18 protein-coding genes are annotated in these 19,503 nt (G+C 60.1%); 3 read left to right on the top strand and 15 right to left on the bottom strand.

Translation table 11 applies throughout. The features are described from left to right. Positions 1-33 precede the first annotated feature (33 nt). The gene (locus tag F3H35_RS06605) at positions 34-960 is read left to right on the top strand and encodes a PHP domain-containing protein (protein ID WP_149778845.1); all 927 of its coding nucleotides are present in this window, start codon (positions 34-36) and stop codon (positions 958-960) included. Positions 961-978: 18 nt separating this feature from the next. On the opposite strand, the gene F3H35_RS06600 is transcribed toward F3H35_RS06605, so the two are convergent. The 7 genes from F3H35_RS06600 to F3H35_RS06570 all read right to left on the bottom strand — a co-directional run bounded on the left by F3H35_RS06600 (position 979) and on the right by F3H35_RS06570 (position 8,214). After that, positions 979-2,601 carry a dihydroxyacetone kinase subunit DhaK gene (locus F3H35_RS06600; protein WP_149778844.1) on the bottom strand — a complete coding sequence of 541 codons (1,623 nt, stop codon included), beginning with the start codon at positions 2,599-2,601 and terminating at the stop codon, positions 979-981. An 11-nt stretch (positions 2,602-2,612) separates the two neighbouring features. Next, positions 2,613-3,608 (bottom strand): ABC transporter ATP-binding protein, encoded by a 996-nt coding sequence (locus tag F3H35_RS06595; protein ID WP_149778843.1) that lies wholly within the window; start codon positions 3,606-3,608, stop codon positions 2,613-2,615. Next, positions 3,601-4,698 carry an ABC transporter ATP-binding protein gene (locus F3H35_RS06590; RefSeq protein ID WP_149778842.1) on the bottom strand — a complete coding sequence of 366 codons (1,098 nt, stop codon included), beginning with the start codon at positions 4,696-4,698 and terminating at the stop codon, positions 3,601-3,603. The genes F3H35_RS06595 and F3H35_RS06590 overlap by 8 nt, the downstream gene beginning before the upstream one ends. Before the next feature lie 3 nt (positions 4,699-4,701). Further along, a complete protein-coding gene (locus tag F3H35_RS06585) occupies positions 4,702-4,890 on the bottom strand; it encodes a hypothetical protein (protein WP_037296095.1) in 189 nt (62 codons plus the stop codon). Then, a complete protein-coding gene (locus tag F3H35_RS06580) occupies positions 4,887-5,825 on the bottom strand; it encodes a carbohydrate ABC transporter permease (protein WP_149778841.1) in 939 nt (312 codons plus the stop codon). The genes F3H35_RS06585 and F3H35_RS06580 overlap by 4 nt, the downstream gene beginning before the upstream one ends. Then, on the bottom strand, positions 5,822-6,769 hold the full coding sequence (locus F3H35_RS06575; protein WP_007817030.1) for a carbohydrate ABC transporter permease: 948 nt from the start codon (positions 6,767-6,769) through the stop codon (positions 5,822-5,824). Before F3H35_RS06575 ends, F3H35_RS06580 begins: the two co-directional genes overlap by 4 nt. Positions 6,770-6,891: 122 nt before the next feature. Next, a complete protein-coding gene (locus tag F3H35_RS06570) occupies positions 6,892-8,214 on the bottom strand; it encodes an ABC transporter substrate-binding protein (RefSeq protein WP_149778840.1) in 1,323 nt (440 codons plus the stop codon). Positions 8,215-8,399: 185 nt separating this feature from the next. Here F3H35_RS06570 and F3H35_RS06565 point away from each other — a divergent pair, with 185 nt between their 5' ends. Continuing rightward, a complete protein-coding gene (locus tag F3H35_RS06565; protein WP_149778839.1) occupies positions 8,400-9,422 on the top strand; it encodes a LacI family DNA-binding transcriptional regulator in 1,023 nt (340 codons plus the stop codon). 106 nt (positions 9,423-9,528) lie between these two features. Here F3H35_RS06565 and F3H35_RS06560 read toward each other — a convergent pair whose 3' ends face one another. From F3H35_RS06560 to F3H35_RS06525, 8 genes are all read right to left on the bottom strand, one after another. Then, positions 9,529-10,368: a delta-class carbonic anhydrase gene (locus tag F3H35_RS06560; RefSeq protein WP_149778838.1), complete on the bottom strand. Its 840-nt coding sequence runs from the start codon at positions 10,366-10,368 to the stop codon at positions 9,529-9,531. Between the two features lie 244 nt (positions 10,369-10,612). Next, positions 10,613-11,758 (bottom strand): iron-containing alcohol dehydrogenase, encoded by a 1,146-nt coding sequence (locus F3H35_RS06555; protein WP_149778837.1) that lies wholly within the window; start codon positions 11,756-11,758, stop codon positions 10,613-10,615. Further along, positions 11,755-13,134: an aldehyde dehydrogenase family protein gene (locus F3H35_RS06550; RefSeq protein ID WP_149778836.1), complete on the bottom strand. Its 1,380-nt coding sequence runs from the start codon at positions 13,132-13,134 to the stop codon at positions 11,755-11,757. Before F3H35_RS06550 ends, F3H35_RS06555 begins: the two co-directional genes overlap by 4 nt. After that, on the bottom strand, positions 13,131-14,480 hold the full coding sequence (locus tag F3H35_RS06545; protein WP_149778835.1) for a glutamine synthetase family protein: 1,350 nt from the start codon (positions 14,478-14,480) through the stop codon (positions 13,131-13,133). The genes F3H35_RS06550 and F3H35_RS06545 overlap by 4 nt, the downstream gene beginning before the upstream one ends. A 64-nt stretch (positions 14,481-14,544) precedes the next feature. After that, positions 14,545-15,585 (bottom strand): TRAP transporter substrate-binding protein, encoded by a 1,041-nt coding sequence (locus F3H35_RS06540; RefSeq protein ID WP_149778834.1) that lies wholly within the window; start codon positions 15,583-15,585, stop codon positions 14,545-14,547. A 47-nt stretch (positions 15,586-15,632) separates the two neighbouring features. Next, complete coding sequence (locus tag F3H35_RS06535; protein WP_149778833.1) at positions 15,633-16,952, bottom strand: TRAP transporter large permease; 1,320 nt, start codon at positions 16,950-16,952, stop codon at positions 15,633-15,635. Beyond that, complete coding sequence (locus tag F3H35_RS06530; protein ID WP_149779186.1) at positions 16,949-17,491, bottom strand: TRAP transporter small permease subunit; 543 nt, start codon at positions 17,489-17,491, stop codon at positions 16,949-16,951. Before F3H35_RS06530 ends, F3H35_RS06535 begins: the two co-directional genes overlap by 4 nt. A gap of 35 nt (positions 17,492-17,526) precedes the next feature. Further along, positions 17,527-18,321 (bottom strand): N-formylglutamate amidohydrolase, encoded by a 795-nt coding sequence (locus tag F3H35_RS06525; RefSeq protein ID WP_223228334.1) that lies wholly within the window; start codon positions 18,319-18,321, stop codon positions 17,527-17,529. A 117-nt stretch (positions 18,322-18,438) separates the two neighbouring features. Between F3H35_RS06525 and F3H35_RS06520 the strand changes: the two genes are divergently transcribed. Beyond that, complete coding sequence (locus F3H35_RS06520; protein ID WP_149778831.1) at positions 18,439-19,293, top strand: MurR/RpiR family transcriptional regulator; 855 nt, start codon at positions 18,439-18,441, stop codon at positions 19,291-19,293. Positions 19,294-19,503 lie beyond the last annotated feature (210 nt).

The following is a 19,503-nucleotide window of genomic DNA, read 5'->3' as shown; positions in this document are numbered from 1 at the left end:
TCGCATTCAACAAAACAGACCAAGGAATACATCATGGTCCTCTCCGCCTTTACCACCGATGGGAAGTTCTTTCGTGGAAACCTCCATACCCATTCCACGCTGTCGGACGGTTGCCTTGAGCCCGCCGAAGTCTGCCGCCGCTACAAGGCTGAAGGCTATGACTTCATCTCGCTTACAGACCATTTCATTGGTCAATATGGCTATCCGGTCGCCGACACACGCGCCTTTCACGATGACGCATTCACAACGATCCCCGGTGCCGAACTGCATTCCGGCGCGATGCAGAACGGCGAGCTTTGGCATATTCTCGCAGTTGGGCTGCCGCATGATTTCACGCCCCCTCACGCACCGGGCTTCCTGCCTGTCGACAACCAGGAAACAGGTCCGGATCTGGCCCGCCGTGCGCGCGAGGCGGGCGCTTTCGTGACGATCGCGCACCCGCATTGGTCCGGCCTGACGCTCGAAGATGCTCGCTCCATCGACGCCGCGCATGCCGTGGAGATCTACAATCACGGCTGCGCTGTCGGCTGCGACCGTGAAGGCGGGGGGCATATCCTTGACCTTCTGCTCTCTGATGGCAGGGATCTGACGCTGATCGCCACCGATGACGCACATTTCACCGAACCGGATCATTTTGGTGGCTGGGTCATGGTCAAGGCCGAGGCGAACCAGCCCGCTCTGCTGCTCGAGGCGCTGAAGCGGGGTGATTTCTATTCCTCGCAAGGGCCGGAGATCCGCAATGTCAGCCTGACCGACGACGCTGTGATCGTCGAAAGCAGTGCCGCAGTCGCTGTGATCGTGCAGGGCCATGGGCAGGCCGCGACGGCCACCCATGGCACCTCGATGACCCGCACGCAGGTGTCACGAGCGCGGTTTGCCGCGTCACCCTGGATGCGGGTCACCGTGGTGGATGCCGCCGGGCGCCGTGCCTGGACAAACCCGTTTCGCCCAAGCACCTGAGCCGGATTTGTCGCAGGGTCACGGAGCGAGCTGCTCGAACAACCGCGCGACCGCCTCTGCGCCTGGATCGACATGGCCCTCAAGCTGGGCTGCATTGATATAGGACGCGCGCCCTGCCTTGGCGCGGACGATGGTGGCCGTGTGGTCTGCGCCACGCCGCGCCGCAACCGCGGCCCGGGCAATACCCTCGGCTTCCAATGCATCCAGCGCCGGCTTGAGCGCATCGACCATCGTGCGGTCGCCCAACTGCGCGCCACCGATGCGCTGCATCCGCGCCAATCCCTCTTTCAGGGCCGCGACCATCGACAAGCCGCTTGACGCTGCATCCCCGGCGGCGGTGAAGAAGATCGCCAGCAGAACACCGGACGAGCCACCCATGGTCTGCGTCAACTCCTGACCGATCGCGCGGAAAAGCTGTGTGTGATCCGCCAACGGCAACCGGTCCAGCGCCCCGATCAGCGCTCGCGCTGCACCGGCAAGGGTGGACCCGGTATCGCCATCGCCAGACTTGGCATCAAGCGCGTTCAGATCGGATTCCGCCTCTATGAGGATCTGACAGCATTTGGTCAGAAAGGCCGCCGTTTCGCGGTGCTCGGAGGGGATCGGCTGAATGGGCCGCAGCCCATCGGGCAGATCGAGCACGCGGACCGGCTGGATCGTCTGGCAGCGCGGCCAGGCCGAGGGCGCGCAGGGCGCGGACAACCACGCATGATCCTCGGCACTCAGAGGATAGACCGACACCGAAAACCCGCGCATATCCAGCGATGTCATAAGCGCCGCCGGCCCGACCATAAGCTTGAGGTTCTTGCCGATAGGCGATTTCACCAATTCATTGGCCAGGATCGCCATTTCCAGCACAGAGGCTCCGCCAAGATTGTTCAGCAAAACGACATGCGGCTTGTTCTCCATCGTCGCGGCCAGCTTGGCGGTCACCGCCGCGATGGCCTGCTCTGCATTGTGATAGTCGATCTGCTGAACCCCTGCCTCGCCATGAATGCCCAGACCCAGCTCAGCCTTGCCTTCGCCGATGCGATTTTCCTTGGGCGAGCCGGGAACGGTGCAGGTATCAAGCGACATACCGATGGATTTCGTGTGTTTCACGACATGCTCGGCCACCTTCGTCACATCCTCGAGCGAGGCGCCACTTTCGGCCATGGCACCCGCGATCTTGTGCACGAACAGCGTGCCCGCCACACCGCGCGGCTGGGGCAGATCGGGCAAAGCGATGTCGTCATCCACGATCACCATGTTCACCTTCAACCCGAACGCCCTGGCCCTTTCGGCGGCCAGCCCGAAATTCAGCCGGTCGCCGGTGTAGTTCTTGACGATCAGCAAACAGCCTGCAGGCCCGGTGACCGCGAGTATCCCCGCCAGCACCGCATCGACCGAAGGCGAGGCGAAGACATCACCGCACACTGCCGCAGTCAGCATTCCCTCGCCCACGAAACCCGCATGGGCCGGCTCATGCCCCGAGCCACCGCCAGACACCAGGGCAACCCGCGACTTGTCCCAGTCGGCGCGCACTACGACACGGATATGCGGATACCCGTCCAGCCGGGCCAACTGCCCGCCCGACGCCTGGATCACACCGTCGATCGCCTCGGTGACGATTGCATCTTTGTTGTTTATGAATTGGGCCATGGTTCCCTCCCTCAGGCCAGACGCGCGCCGGTTGCGTCGAAATAGAATGGATTTCTCGGGCGTATCCTGACGATATCGCCCGGTTTAAGTTCGGTATGCGCGTCGGTGACGGTGATGATGTCATGCGACTTGCAGGTCAGATGCAGACGCGTCTGATCGCCCAGATGCTCGACTCTCTGGACAAGACTTTCCTCCCCCTCACCCTGCACGATCTGTTCAGGGCGCAGCCCGATGCTGGCCGCCCCCGAGGGCGCCCCGCCAAAGATATCCGCCGGAAGGACGTTGATCCGCGGCTGGCCCAGACGGCTGGCCGCATAGATGCTGACCGGGTTCTCATAGATCTCGCGGGGCGATCCGAACTGCACCAACCGGCCCTTGTCCAGAACACCGACATGGGTCGCCATCGTCATCGCCTCGATCTGATCGTGCGTCACGTAAAGCAGCGTCGCGCCCGAATCCGCCTGAATGGACTTCAGCTCCAGCCGAAGATCGGCGCGCAGCTTGGCATCCAGCGAACTCAGCGGCTCATCCATCAGATAGACCGACGGATTGCGCACAAGCGCCCGTCCGATCGACACGCGCTGCATCTCGCCCCCCGACAACGCGGTCGCCTTATTGTCCAGCTTGGACGAGATTTGCAGGATCTCGGCGATCTCGGCGACCTTGCGGTCGATATCGGCCTGCGGCGTGCGCAGGATCGGAGATTTCAGAGGGAATTCAAGGTTTTGCCGCACCGTCATATGCGGATAGAGCGAATATTGCTGAAACACCATGGCCACATCGCGCTGCGCTGGCGTCAATCCGACCATATTATGCCCACCGATGGTGATCCGGCCCTGATCGGGCGCATCCAATCCCGATACCATCCGCAACGTGGTCGTCTTGCCCGCTCCTGTCGGACCAAGCAGCACAACGAACGAGCCATCGGGTATGGTCATCGTGACATCGTCAAGAGCCACGTCCTTGCCAAAGCGCTTGGTGATCCCTGTCAGACAGACTTCAGCCATGACCCAGCACCCTCCTGTTTGCCTCTGATGTGAGGGCGCGCCCATGGTCATTTTCAAACAGCGTGATGGTGCGCGCATCGAACCGCAAGCCGGTTGTCGCCCCAAGCGTCACGGGATCACTGCTTGGAACGCGCACCTTCACCGCTCCATGCGCGGTCTCGAGCGTCACGATCTGCGTTGTACCAAGATATTCCGTCGCCAGCACCCTGCCGCGATACGCGGCACTGTCATCCAGCCTCACATGCTCCGGCCGCACTCCAAGCGTCAGTTTTCCAGCCCTGCCATCGACGCTCCGCGGCACGCCGATCGTGGCATCGCCAAGCCGGACCTCATCTTGTCCTGCACCAATCATCCCCTCGAAATCCAGAAAATTCATTGGCGGCGATCCGATGAACTGGGCCACGAATCTGGTGGCAGGCCAGTCATAGATATCCTGCGGAACGCCGAACTGCTCCACGACCCCGTGGTTCATCACAACGATCTTGTCGCCCATCTGCATGGCCTCGAGTTGATCATGGGTCACATACACGGTGGTCGCGTTCATCCGGTCATGCAGCGCGCGCAGCTCTTCGGACATGCGCTCGCGAAATTCCGCATCCAGCGCACCAAGCGGTTCGTCCATGAAGAACGCCTTGGGATCGCGCACGATCGCACGGCCAAGAGCCACGCGCTGACGATCCCCGCCAGACAATCCCCCAACCGGCCTGTCCAGAATGTCCGAGATCCCCAGAATCTCGGCCACCTCGGCGACTTTTGCCTTGACCTGGGCCGAGGGCATCCCCTGACTTTTGAGCGGATAGCTGATGTTGCCGCGCACGTTCATATGCGGGTAAAGCGCGAACATCTGGAAGACAAACGCGATATCGCGCTGGCTTGCAGGTTTCTGCCCCACCTCTTCGCCGTCGATATAGATCTGACCCGATGTCGGCAGTTCCAACCCGGCCATCATCCTCAAGGTTGTCGTCTTGCCGCAGCCCGATGGCCCCAGCAGCATGAAGAATTCGCCATCCTCGATCGTGAATGTCGAAGACTGGACAGCGGTGAACGACCCGAATTCCTTTCGCACGTTTTCAATTCTGATCTGTGCCATGGGTTACTCCGGGAAATGGCTGACGATGATGAACATCACCGTGCCGGTCAACGTGATGACAAAGGACCAAGTATAAAGCGTGATCCAGATGGGCTGCATCAGCATCACCACGCCTGCGGCGATCAGGACCGACGCCACCATTTCCCAAGGACCACGGCGCAATCTCAGCAGACCTTTGATGAAACCGCTCATTTGCGCACCGCTCCGAATGTGATCCCGCGCAGCAGGTGTTTGCGCAGCAGGATGGTGAAGACCATCACCGGAACCAGGAACAACGTCGCTCCGGCGGCAACAGCGGGCCAGTCCTTGCCCGATGTGCCGATGATCGTCGGTATGAAAGGCGGTGCGGTCTGGGCGGTCCCCGACGTGAGCAGCACCGCGAAAGCGTATTCGTTCCAGGCAAAGATCAGGCAAAAGATCGCGGTCGAGGCGATGCCCGTGGCCGCCTGCGGCAACACGACCTTGTAGAACGCCTGAAACCGGGTGTAGCCATCGATCAACGCGGCCTCTTCGTATTCGACCGGGATCTCGTCGATAAAGCCCTTGAGCAGCCAGACCGACAGCGACAGGTTCACCGCCGTGTAAAGCAGGATCATGCCCAGATGCGTGTCGTTCAGCCCCAATTGCCGGAACATCAGGAATATGGGGATGGCCACGGCAATCGGCGGCATCATCCGCGTGCTCAGGATGAAGAACATCAGATCATCCTTGAGCGGCACACGAAACCGGCTGAACGCATAGGCCGCCGCAGTCCCGAGCAGCATGCAAAGCGCAGTGGAGCCAAAGCCGATGATCACCGAGTTCAGGAACCGTTCGCCATAGCGTGACGGGCCGGTGATGATCGTGCCCTGATCGCGTGCGATCTGGTCATACCATGTCTCCGGCGGGCCGGCTTCCTCCAGCATGTCCTCGGTAGCGCGGGTCCGGTCGGTAAAAAGGTTCACATACCCCTCCAGCGACGGCTCGAACACCACTTTGGGCGGATAGGCGATGGAGTCGGGCCCGCTCTTGAACCCGGTGGCAATGATCCACACGAGCGGCGCAATGGTGATCAGCGCATAGCCCACGACAAGGATGCCCGCGATCCATTTGGTCCGCCCGGACGCTTCTGTGACCGAAAAGCTCATCGTTCTTTCACCTTGTTCAGCGCTTTCACATAGATCGAGGCAAGCCCGAACACGGTCACGAAAAGGATCACCGCATAGGCCGATGAGTAGCCCGTGCGCCACTTCTCGAACGCTTCACGCTTGAGGTCGATCGAGGTGAGGGTTGTCGTGTTGCCTGGTCCGCCGCCCGTCAGCTGGACCACCAGATCGAACATCTTGAAATTCTCGATCCCCCGGAACAGGACCGCCAACATCAGGAACGGCAGCACCATCGGCACCGTGATCGTCCAGAACTGCCGCCACTTGCTGGCGCGGTCGCATTCGGCGGCCTCGTATATGCTATCCGGGATCGACCGCAGACCCGCCAGACAGATCAGCATCACAAAGGGCGTCCACATCCAGGTATCGGCGATCACGATGGCCCAGGGCGCAAGATGCACATCCCCGATCATCGAGAAACTGGCCGGGTCAGCGCCGGTGAAGAAAGCGATCACGTAGTTGAACAAGCCGATCTGTGGCTGATAGAGGAATGTCCAGAAATTACCCACAACCGCGGGGGACAGCATCATCGGAAAGACGATGATCGTGGTCCAAAGATCGTTTCCCCGGAATTTCTTGTTGATGAGATACGCCAGCGCAAAGCCGATCAGAACCTGCAGAACGATGGTCCATATCAGAAAATGCGCGGTTGCCTGCATCGTCGCCCAGACATCCGGGTCCGTCAGAATACGTTCGTAATTGCGCAGCCCGACCCATTCCACCTCGCGGTTGGGCCGGTTCACGCGGTAATCGGTAAAGCTCAGGCGGATCGTCCAGATCAGCGGAAAGATATTGACGGCCAGCAGCAGGAAAATCGTCGGCGCCACGAAGATCCAGGCAATGCTGCGATCCGACAGGCCGCGAATGCGGCGTGCCAGTGGCTCGGGCGTGGCTTGCGCGGCCTTGTCGATGGGTGTGTCTGTCATTGGTCTTGCCCCATGACCCACAGCAGATCTGCGCGTCTTGCTTGATGCGGAAAGATGTCCCGGCCGCCCGCTGCGGGCGGCCGGGGAATGTCAGCGCGCCAATGCGCCGACAGGCATCAGCCTTACAGCTTGCCTTCGTCCTCGAAGACTTCGGTCCAGTCGCGCACCAGACCGTCCAGCGCTTCTTGCGCCGTGCCTTCGCCTGCGATCACGTAGTTGTGGATGCGCTCCTGCATGGGCAGCAACAGGTCGGCATAGGCAGGTTCGGCCCAGAAGTCCTTCACGATGGCCATGCTGTCGAGGAAGGTCTGCGCATAAGGCTGGCTTGCGGCAAAGCCCGGATCTTCCACCACAGCGCGCAGTGCCGAATATCCACCCAGCTCCCACCAGCGGGCCTGAATCTCGGGTTGGGCAAACCACTTGATATACTCAAGCGCGGCATCCTGCTTGTCGGAATAGGCCACAACCGAGATCCCCTGACCGCCCAACTGGGCAAACTGACCTGCGGGACCGGCCGGGTTGGGGAAATAACCGGACTTGCCGCCGCCGACATTGGGATCGGCCTCGACGCCCGGCCAGATGAAGGCAAAGTTCATCTGAAGCGCCACCTGCCCGGATCTATAAGCGTCGATATTCTCGCCCATATACCAGTTGGACGATCCCGGAGGCGTCGCCGTGTCGTACAGCTCCTTGTAGAATTCGAGGCCCGCAACAGCGCCCTCGGAATTCACGAAGCCTTCAAGATCATAGGGCTTTTCGGGGTTCTCGTAGAGGAACCCATAGTTATAGAGCGCATTGGTCACGCCCATGGTGATCCCTTCGGAACCGCGCTCGGTATAGATCGCCGCGCCATAGACCGTGGTGCCATCGATCTCGCGCCCCTGGAAGAACTGGGCGATATCCTTCAACTCTTCCAGAGTGGCCGGAACGCCAAGGTCACGACCGTATTTTTCCTTGAATTCGGCCGCGATCTCGGGGCGCTCGAACCAATCCTTGCGATAGGTCCAGCCCACCACGTCACCAAAGGCCGGCAGCGCATAGTAATTCGGGGTGTTTTTGGGCCATTCCGCATAACCGGTCACGGTCGCGGGAATGAAATCCGCCATGTCGATGTTATTGGCATCGAAAAAATCGTTCAGCTTGACGTAGTGGCCATTCTCGGCACCGCCACCGATCCATTGGCTGTCGCCGATCATCAGGTCACAAAGCTGACCACCCGAATTCAGCTCGTTCAGCATGCGGTCGGCAAACGAGGTCCATGGCACGAACTCGAAATTCATCGTGTGGCCAGACTGCGCCTCGAAATCCTTGGACAGTTCGACAAGCGCATTCGCGGGATCCCACGCGGCCCAGCAAAGCGTCAGATCTTCGGCGGTCGCGGATGTGGCGGCACCGCCTGCGATCAGCGCAGAAACGGCAGCCGACATCAGATGTTTGGTCTTCATTCGGAAATCCTCCCATTTGGTCCATCACGGCCCTCCTGCCGCGACTCGACTGCCCGAAGTGGTAAATGAGGTGCGCACCTCATTTCAAGGTATTTCTGAGGTACGCACCTCAAATGTGATTGCCCTTGCCGAAAATCTGGGCGATAATCTTGCATAAACCTCTGGAAATACGGATATTCGCCCCAATGCGACCGACCACGAAAGATCTTGCAAAAGAGGCTGGCGTCAGCCTCGCCACCGTGGATCGGGTGCTCAACGGTCGTGCAGGCGTTCGGCAAAAGACGGTCGAAGCGGTCAATGACGCGATTGAACGGCTGGGCTTCCAGCGCAATCAGGTCGCCGCCACCCTGGCTCGGCAAAAAGGCTACAGGTTCGCATTTGCCCTGCCCCGTTCCGGCGATGAATTTCTCGAAGAAATCATAGACCGTATCCGGGAATTCGACACCGCAGGCCGCGCCGAGATGATCGAAGCCAAGGTCATCCGCCTTGACGATCGTGACCCGCACAAGGCCGCGCACGTCCTGTCGCGACTGTCATTGGACGATATCGACGGGATCGCGATCATGGCGCCCGAAACGCCGCAGATCCGCGATGCCCTGTTGCGGATGCGCGAACGCGGAATAAGGACTCTGCCCTTCGTTGCCAACCAGCACTCCTACGGCACGGGGGACTTCGTGGGAATCGACAACCGCGCTGCGGGCGCCACGGCCGGCCGGCTTCTCGCGCGTTTTCTGGGACCTGTCCACGGATCGATCATCGTGCTCACAGAAACGACCCAATCGCGCGACAGTCTGGAGCGCCGGTTGGGTTTCGATGCGGTGATTCATCGCAATTACCCGGATCTGAGAACCCTGCCGACACTCGAAACCCATGGCGATCCCGGCCGAGCGCAGCACGTTCTGCGCAATGCGTTGCAGGCCCATGCCGATGTCGTCGGCCTCTACTTCATGGGGGCCGAGGCTCGTATTCCGATCGAGGTGGCCCGCGCCTTGAACGCCACCACAGGCCGTGTGACGATCGCGCACGAGCGCACGCCCTCCACCGAACAGGCCCTTCGCAAAGCCGAGATCGACGCGGTCATTCACCAGGACCCTGGCCATCTTGTCCGCAGCGCGGTGCGCATCCTGCGCGCGCAATGCGAAAACCGCGCGACTCTGGCATCACAGGAACGGATCAGGACGGAAATCCTGATCGCTGAAAACCTGTGATCTCGGCCTTGGTGCAGCACTCCCATGCCCCAAAGGCGGATATGACCGGCACGCAAAAAGGGCACGCAGCGCGCGTGCCCTTCCTGTAACAGCCCAAGATGAACGCTTAGTTCGGGATCGGCGCCAGCAAAGCGCGGTTCAGCACCAGATTGCGCACACCATGCGCATGGTCTTCTTCAAAGATGTTGTTGTCATACCAAGCCGCCAGGCTGGCGATGCTCACCTTGATGACCTCGGGGCGCACTGACCAGGTCACCTGAAACGGCGAACCCTGCTCATTGTAGCTGGGTCCAGTGGTCGACCCCAGATAGCCGATTGGCGTGCCCGTATCCGTCGGAATATTCGGGGCCTGCCAGTAACCGTTCACTTGTGAAACGGCGGCAAGCTCGGTGAAGTCCAGCGCCGCATCGTCATTGACCAGCACCATCACCTGGGTTTCGACGCGCAGTTGCGGATTGCCGGTTTCATCATCCAGACAGGCACCAAGCGTCGGGCCCGGCTCGATCTGCGCAGTGGTATGGACATAGTGCACCTCGATCGTGTCGCCGGGCGACAGAAGGCCCTTTTCGCCTTTGCCAATCGGCGCATCGAGCGGGCGAAGCTCCGCCTCGCTCAGGTCTCCATCATAGCCAAATCCGGTGCCAAAGCCTTCGCCATCGCCATTGCCCAGAAATGTTGTGAACTCGCCCCCAGCATGCTCGGCGCCTTCATGGAAATGGATGTTGCACAGGTTCATCTGTGTATGAGCAGGTGCCTTCGAAAAAACCCTCAGGTTTTCACCCTCAAGCGTGCGCAGGTCGCGCGGGGCCTGCGGCCCAAAGCCGACATTCGCCGTGGTTTCTGCCAACGCAGCACGTTGTGCCGCGATCACGTCGTCAGGGACTTCGTCAGTGCCGTTCGCAATCGCGGTCGACGCCAGCAGTGCGAAAACTGACGTTTTGATCAAAGTAGTACCTAGTCTCACAGTTAAACTCCACTTCACTCGTTACATAAGAGGTGCAGAGATACGCCGTCGAGAATGGTTAACAATAGTTAATGAAATATTTTTGCCATTTTTCTGCAATTATATTTCGCAGCGCGTCGCAAACCGCCCAAAGAAGCATCACGGTCGCGGCTCAGGGATCGTATCGCGCAATAGAAAACGGGCGCTTGAACGCGCCCGCAACTTTCTGCCGACATCTGATGCTGGGTCAAAGCACCGCTTCGAACAAGGCCCGCGTGTTCTCCTCATTCAGAGGCACCGGATTGCCGCCGCAACTCGGATCGCTCAGCGCGCCCTTGACCAGCCGGTCGATATCCGGATCGGTGACGCCCAGTCCCGACAGATGCCTCGGGATGCCGAACCCCTCGTTGAAACCGTCCACGAAGGCGCAAAACCCTTCGAACCCGCCATCAACACCCAGATACCCCGCAACCGCATCAAACCGGTCGCGGATCGCCGGGGCATTCAGGCGCAGCACGGCGGGCATGCAGACCGCGTTCGTGGTGCCGTGATGCGTATGATGCATCGCCCCGATCGGATGGCTGAGCGCGTGAATAGCCCCCAGACCCTTCTGGAACGCCGTCGCCCCCATCATCGCCGCCGACATCATGTTCGCACGCGCAAGCATGTCGTCGGGCGTGGCATAGGCCTTCGGCAGGTTCTCGATCACCAGACGCATCCCCTCGACCGCGATCCCCTGGCTCATCGGGTGGTAATTCGGGCTCGAGAACGCCTCGACGCAATGGGCGAACGCATCAAGCCCGGTGCCCGCGGTAACAAAGGCCGGCATGCCCACGGTCAGCTCTGGATCGGCGATCACCACAGACGGCAGCACCTTGGGATGGAAAATGATTTTCTTTTCCTGCGTCTGCGAATTGGTCACGACGCTGGCGCGTCCCACCTCCGAGCCGGTGCCGGCCGTCGTGGGCACCGCCACATTGGGATAGATCGCATCGGCATCCGCGCGCGTCCACCAATCGCCGATATCCTCGAAATCCCAAAGAGGGCGCGTTTGCCCTGCCATGAAGGCCACCATCTTGCCAAGGTCCAGCCCCGAGCCGCCGCCAAAGGCCACAACCCCGTCATGCCCGCCCTCACGGAAGGCGGCGACACCGGCGGCCAGATTGATCTCGTTCGGGTTCGGGTCCACATCCGCAAAAAGCGCGCGGCCCATGCCCGCTGCGTCCAGCACATCAAGGGCCGTCTGCGTGACAGGCAGCGCCGCCAGCCCACGGTCGGTCACCAGCAGCGGGCGCTGGATGCCGGCGGCCTTGCAGGCCTCGGCCAGTTCCTTGATACGGCCCGCGCCAAAGCGGATTGCGGTGGGGTAAGACCAGTTTGCAGAGGGGCTCATGTCGTCACCTTCTTGAGATGATAGGATTTCGGTCGGGTCAGATTGTGATAGCCGATGACGGACAAACCGCCTCCCCGGCCCGTGTTCTTGCATCCGGTCCAGCACAGGCTCGGGTCAAGGTAATCGGCTCGGTTCATGAAAACCGTGCCTGTTTCGATCCGGTCACCGACGCGCTCGGCCCGTGCCACATCAGCGGTCCAGAGGCTGGCCGTCAGGCCGAATTCGCTGTCGTTCATCAGCGCGATCGCCTCGTCATCCGAAGACACTTTCATGATCCCCACGACAGGTCCGAAGCTTTCATCGCGCATCACCCGCATCTCATGCGTGACACCGGTCAGGATCTGCGGCGTCAGATACGCCGCGCCATCATCCTCCGCAAAGGTCTCGATATGCGCGGTTGCGCCATCGGCCACCGCCTCGGCGATCTGCGCGCGCACCTCGGCGGCAAAGCGGATATTGGCCATCGGCCCAAGGGTGGTCTCGGGGTCAAGCGGATTGCCCAGCTTGTAGCCCTTCACGATCCCCACCGCCTTCTCCACAAAGGCATCATACAGGCTTTCGTGAACATAGATCCGCTCGATCCCGCAGCAGCATTGCCCCGAATTGAACATCGCCCCGTCGATCAGCGTCTCTACCGCCGCATCCAGATCGGCATCCTCCATCACATAACCGGGGTCCTTGCCGCCCAATTCCGTGGCCACCCCGGTGAACGTGCCAGCCGCCGCGCGCTCCATCTCTGCACCGCCCGCAACAGACCCGGTGAAGTTCACGAAATCAAAGGAATTCTGCGCAATCAGCCCCGACGTGGTCTGGTGATCCAGAAACACGTTCATGAACACATCCTCGGGCACGCCCGCCGAATGGAAAGCCCGTGCCATCCGCTCGCCCACCAGCAGCGTCTGGGTCGCGTGTTTCAGCACAACCGTGTTTCCCGCAATCAGCGCCGGGGCGACAGTATTGATAGCCGTCATATACGGATAGTTCCACGGCGCCACCACCAGCACCACGCCATGCGGCACGCGCTTGATATAGCGTTTGAAACTGGCATCCTCGCCGACCGCGATATCGGCCAGCGCGTCTTTCGCGATCTCGGCCATATAGGACGCGCGCTCATTGAAGCCGCCGAATTCCCCTCCATAGCGGATAGGGCGGCCCATCATGCGCGCAAGTTCCGGCACGATCTCGTCGGTCATGGCCCCTACGGCGGCCACACCGGCCATCACAAGGTCGATCCTGTCCTGCAGGGGGCGTGCGGCCCACTGCGCCTGTGCGGCGCGCACACGGTCGATGGCGCTGCGCGCCGCATCCGGTGACAGGGTCTCGCGTTCAGCAAAAACCGATCCGTCGATCGGTGAGATACAGCGCAACAAGGTCATGCTTTTTCCAGCCCTCTGGCGATTTCGTAGTCAGTGACCACGCGGTTGAAATCTTCGATTTCCAATGTGGCGGCGCGCGCGTAATGCGTGACCACCTCCGACCCGAAGGCCTCGCGCAGCATCTCGGACCCGGTCAGGGCCTCGCAGGCATCGCGCAGCGTCCCGGGAATATAGCTCGCCACACCATCAGTATAGGCATCGCCCTTGAACGGCTCGGGCAGTGGCAGCTTCTCCTCGATGCCCTTGAGCCCCGCCGCCAGCATCGCGGCCTGCGCCAGATAGGGGTTCATATCCGCCCCCGGCACCCGGCATTCGATGCGCACCGCCTTGGTGCCGTCACCGCACAGACGGAACGCCGCCGTGCGGTTGTCCACCGACCAGACGATTTGCGTAGGAGCAAAGGTGCCCTTGGCAAAGCGCTTGTAGCTGTTGAAGTAGGGCGCCATGAAATACGTGTAGTCAGCGGCATATTTCAACAGCCCCGCCATGTAGTGATCCATCACTTCGGATTTGGCCAATGGACGGTCCGCATCGAAAAAGGCATTGCCCTCTGCCGTCCAGAGCGACTGGTGTACATGCGCGGCGCTGCCCACGCGCTGATGATGCCATTTCGCCAGAAACGACGCAGCCGCCCCGTTCAGATGCGCGATTTCCTTGATCCCGTGCTTGGCGATGGTGTGGTGATCGGCGGTCGCCAGAGCATCGGCATATTTGATGTTCAGCTCTTCCTGACCGGCCTCGGCCTCGCCTTTCGATCCTTCCACCGGAATGCCCATGGCCCGCAGATGGTTGCGGATCGGGCGCATGATCGGCTCTTCCTTGGTGGTCTGGAAGATGTGGTAATCCTCGTTGTAATTCGAGATCGGGCTAAGGTGAAATCCATTGCGCGCGATCTCGTCATGAGTTCCCTGAAACAGGAAAAACTCGAGCTCCGTCGCCATGATCGCGTCAAAGCCCATCGCCTTGGCGCGCGCCACCTGCCGCTTGAGCATCTCGCGCGGGGAATGCGGCACCGGCTCATGGGTGTGATGATCCAGCACATCACACAGGCACATGGCCGTTCCTTCAAGCCAGGGAACAGGGCGCAGCGTGCTCAGGTCGGGCTTCATCACATAATCGCCATAGCCGCTCTGCCAGCTGGTCGCGGCAAAGCCTTCGGGCGTGGACATCGCCAGATCGGTGGCCAACAGGTAATTGCAGCAATGGGTCTCGTGCTCGGCGATTTCCAGAAAGGCTTCGGCGTGAAAGCGTTTGCCAAGCAAACGGCCCTGCATGTCGACCATGCAAACCAGCACCGTATCGATACGGGCTGCGGCGATTTCGGTCTTGAGGTCTTCGAATGTCATGATCTGTTCGATGCTATAGGTGCGGGCGGGGTGCAATACCCCACCCGCTAAATTGAGCCATGGGTTATCCGTAGCGATAGGGGCGCCCGGCCTTTTGCATGTCGGCATTGTACTTGCGCAGGATCTCGACGACCTTCGCCTGCACCTCGCCTTCGGCGGCCACTTCATCCCAGAAGGCGACAGCCGCGTTCTCGACCTGTGCCCATTCCTCGTCCGGAACCGAGGTCAGTTCCATCTTGGTTCCATTGACCCGCAGGTTCGCCTCACCGCCCCAATACCACCACTGACGATAGTAATGCGACTGCTCACAGCAGACCCGGAACAACGTCTGCAAGTCTTCAGGCAGTTCGTTCCAGCGATCCATATTGGCAAAGAATGATCCCGCCCATGCCCCCGAGATGTTGTTCGTGAGGAAATAGTTGGTCACATCCGCCCAACCGACAGTGTAGCACTCGGTGATCCCGGACCAGGCGATACCATCCAGCTCGCCGGTCTGCACGGCAACCTCGATATCTTCCCACGGAAGGGTCACCGGCACGACGCCGAACTGGCTCAGGAAGCGGCCCGCGGTCGGGAAGGTGAAGACACGCTTGCCCTTGAGGTCCTCGAGGCTGCGGATCGGATCCTTGGTCGCGAAATGGCACGGATCCCATGCACCCGCCGAGATGTGCTTGACCCCCACGGCGCTGTACTGTTCATCCCAGATTTCGTTCAATCCGTACTGATTGAACAGCACCGGAACATCCAGCGAATAGCGCGACGCAAAGGGGAAATACCCTCCGAAAACGGTCACATCCGTCGGCGACGCCATCGAGTCATCATCGGACTGCACCGCATCGATCGTGCCGCGCTGCATGGCCCGGAACAATTCTCCGGTCGGAACCAATTGATCTGCATAGAAAAGTTCGATCTGCATCCGGTCGCCGGCGATCTTGTTGAACATCTCGATCGCCGGGTCGATCACATGGGCCGCCAGTGCCGGACCGGCATAGGTCTGCATCCGCCAGGTGATCGTGCTTTGGGCCAGCGCAGGCGCCGCAAGCGGCGCCGCCGCCGCACCGACAGCCGCCGTCGAGAGAAACTTCCGTCTTGTGGTATTCGTCATATCAACCTCCATAAGGTGCTGGTTTTGCGTGCCTTTCGGCCTTCTTGTTATTTTCCGTAAACATATTCCGGCAGCCACAATGCGATCTGCGGGAACATCATGATGATCGCCAAAGACAGGATCATCAGCCCCACGAAAGGGACAATGGATGTGTAGATATCCCTCAACCCGATTTCCGGCGGCGCCATCGCCTTCATCAGAAACAGGTTATAGCCGAATGGCGGCGTCATATAGGCGATTTGCGTAGTGATCGTATAAAGGACGCCATACCAGATCAGATCGAAACCCAATTCGCCCACCAGAGGCACATAAAGCGGGGCGACGATCACAAGCATGGCCGTGTCATCCAGGAACGTGCCCATCACGATGAACGACAGCTGCATCAGGATCAGAATGACCCAAGGGTTAAGCCCCAGCTGCTCGGTAAACAAAGCGTCGATCGACCTCACCGCGCCAAGCCCGTCGAACACTGCGCCAAAGCCGAGGGCCGCCAGAATGATCCACATGAACATGCATGAAATGGCCAGCGTCTGTTTCGTGCAGATGTGAAATATCTGCCAGGTCATCCGCCGCTTCACGATGGAAGCCGCAAGTGCAGCAAGCGCGCCAATCGCCGAGCTTTCCACAAGCGAGGTCCACCCGTTGACGAATGGCACCATCATCGATGCGAAGATCAGCAGCGGCAGAACCCCTGCCCCAAGCAGCCTGATCTTCTCGGCCCGGCTGACACCGTCCAGATCATCGGCAACCGGCCCAAGTGCGGGGTTCACCCGACAACGCAGCCAGATATAGAGGATGAACAAGGCCGCCATCATCAGACCCGGCAGGATGCCCGCAAGCCACAACTGCCCGACAGGCTGACGCGCGATCATCGCATATAGCACCAGCACCACCGAAGGCGGCACCAGGATCCCAAGAGACGATCCCGCCTGAATGACACCGGTGACCATCTTCTTGTCATAGCCGCGCTTGAGAAGTTCCGGCAGCGCGATGGTGGCCCCGATCGCCATACCTGCCACCGACAGGCCGTTCATCGCCGAAATCAGCACCATCAGCCCAATCGTACCTATCGCCAGCCCGCCACTGATATTCCCGAACCAGACATGAAACATCCGGTACAGATCATCCGCCAATCGGCTTTCCGACAGCACATAACCCATGAAAATGAACATCGGCAGCGTCAACAGCGGATACCATTTCATCAGCTTCATCGCCGCCGAAAACGGGATGTCCTGCCCTCCGGTTCCCCATAGCGCGAGCGCCGCGATGGCCGCGATGGCGCCAATGGCTCCGAAGACGCGTTGCCCGGTGAAGAGCATCAGCATCATGGAGGCGAACATGAAAAGCGCTATGTGTTCCTGGCTCATGTTTTCGGCTCCGGAAGGTCCTGTCCCAAGGCGCGCGCGATATCCTTGACCATCTCGGACAGGGCTTGCAGCAGCATCAGGAACAGACCGCAGATCATGATCACCTTGATGGGCCAGATCACGGGGCGCCATGCGGTCGACGATTGTTCGAGCCGCCCGACCTCTTCCGCGCCGGTGATAAGGCCGGTGAAGAACGCGATCGGCGCATCTCCCCAATAGCCAAGCGAATAGGCCGTCGATCCAAGCGCGCCATAGAGCAGGACGCCCAGGTAAAAGAGCAGGAACAGAACGGTAATGACATCAATCGTCGCTTTTCGCCTGAGCGACCAGTTGCCATAGAACAGATCCATGCGCACATTCGCCCCGGTCAGCATCGCATAGGGACCACCCAGCATGTAATAAGCCACCATGGCGAACTGCGCCATTTCCAGCGTCCAGATCGTCGGCAGGAAAAACGTCTTCGAGATCGAGGACCACAACAGGATCGCCATCAGCACGAAGATGCCATACATCACCACAAGACCGATGCGCCGGTTCATGCCATCAACCGCGCGGGCAAAACCAAGCAACACCCTCAAGACGCGCTCCCTGTCTGGCGAAGGTCTTGCAGCGTGGCGGTGATCCACTCCACAAGATAGGCGGCCATCTTGGCCTGCTGATCGGCAGTGCGGATAAGATCGTTGCGGATCTCGATCATCACATTCCATAGCCCGTTGTCGCAGCCGTGCAGATCGAGTGTATGCGCCACACCATCCGCTGCGGAATATGGCTCGTTGATCCGTGTGTCATAGCGCGGAGGGGTGGGCAGATGAGCCATCATCGCATGGCAAAACTCCACGTCCCGCCCGTGCAAAAGGCCCAATTCGACGTGGCGCGGCTGGCCATGAAAGACCTGTGTGAAACTGTGGACCGTCACCAGCAACTCAAGCGTGCCGGCATATTTGCGCAGCTCGCTTGTCAGGGCGTTCGAAAACGGCGCGTAGACATTGGCGATCCGCGCCGCGCGCGCCTCGGCCGACAAGCCCTGATTGCCGGGAATGTCATAGATTTCGCTTGTTTCCGGGATCGCACTGGCGGCCTCGGGCGGACGGTTGCAATCATAGACCAGCCGCGAGATCGCGCCACTCACCAGCACGGCGCCCAAGTGCTGCGCAACATGCCGCGCCACGCCCAAAGCCCCCGGATCCCAGGCGACATGACTGATCAAGACATCGCGTTCAAGGCCAAGCCCCTCGAGCGGCTCGGGAACACGGTTCGACGCATGTTCGCACACCACAATCGCATACGGCTCTTGCGCCGCAGGCGTGACATGCACAGCCTCGCCAAAATCCGTCACCTGTCCGGCCTGATCGATCTGAAGCGATTCCATGTGGAAAATAATTTGCGAAACCATTCGGCCTGTCAATTTTTTTCCGTCACGATTTTTTCAGGCGCGCTCGAGCGATGATTTTTTTGACATTTCTGGAAAAATGCAGAAACTTGGGCCATGACCGTATCCGACAGACTTCTTGAACACCGCGATGCCATGACGCCGTCCGAGCGGCAGTTGGTGAATACCCTGCTCGACGATTACCCGATCGTCGGACTGAGCAGCATCACCGATCTCGCCGACGCGGCCTCGGTGTCGACCACGACGGTCACGCGCATGTTGCAGAAAACCGGCTTCGAAGGCTTTCCCCAGTTTCAGGCAGCCCTGCGCAGCGAATTGAAGGAAATGATTTCCGATCCCATTGCCAAGCGCAGTGTCTGGAAACACGAATTGCCGGATGAACATATCCTCAACCGCTATTCCCGGCAGGCGCTCGACAACCAGCAGCGCAGCCTCGACGATGTAAATCCCGAAGATTTCGATCAGCTGTGCCAACTCCTCAGCACGCCCGAACGAACGGTCTACATAGCGGGCGGGCGGATCACCTCGGCGCTGGCCAATTATCTGTATCTGCATCTGCAGATGATACGGCCGAACGTGCGTCTGGTCTCGAACAGTGGCGCCTGGCCGCAGGACCTTCTGGATGTCAAACAGGGCGACGTGGTGATCGTGTTCGATGTCCGCCGCTACGAGAACACCACGCTGCAGATGGCCCAGATGTGCGAGAGCAAGAACGCTCAGATCGTGCTCTTTACCGATCAATGGCGCTCGCCGATCCATCGGATCGCCAGCAATACCTTTTCGGGCCGGATCGTCGTGCCATCGGCTTGGGATTCCTGCCTGCCCTTGCTGATGCTGATCGAATGCACGATCGCCGCCCTTCAGGAAATGATGTGGACGACCGTGAAAGGGAGAACGGACGATCTTGAAGCCATGTTCGACCAGACAAAACTTTTCCGCAAGTTCACCTGAACTTCGGACAGGTGGCAATCGTCCCGCACTCCATGACAGACGCGCGCATAAAAAAACCGCCGCGACCCAGGGCCGAAGCGGTTTAATTTTAGTCTGCAACTTTACCAACCTAAGGTGAGCCTGACGAGCTACCGGACTGCTCCATCCCGCGGTTGTGAGTGTTTGTTTAGAGATTGAGGATTTTTCTAGGTTTGGCGGTGACCTACTCTC

Origin of the sequence: Roseovarius litoreus (genome assembly GCF_900142765.1) — a bacterium.
Taxonomy (GTDB): Bacteria; Pseudomonadota; Alphaproteobacteria; order Rhodobacterales; family Rhodobacteraceae; genus Roseovarius; species Roseovarius litoreus.
This window is presented reverse-complemented; position numbering and strand designations above follow the sequence as displayed.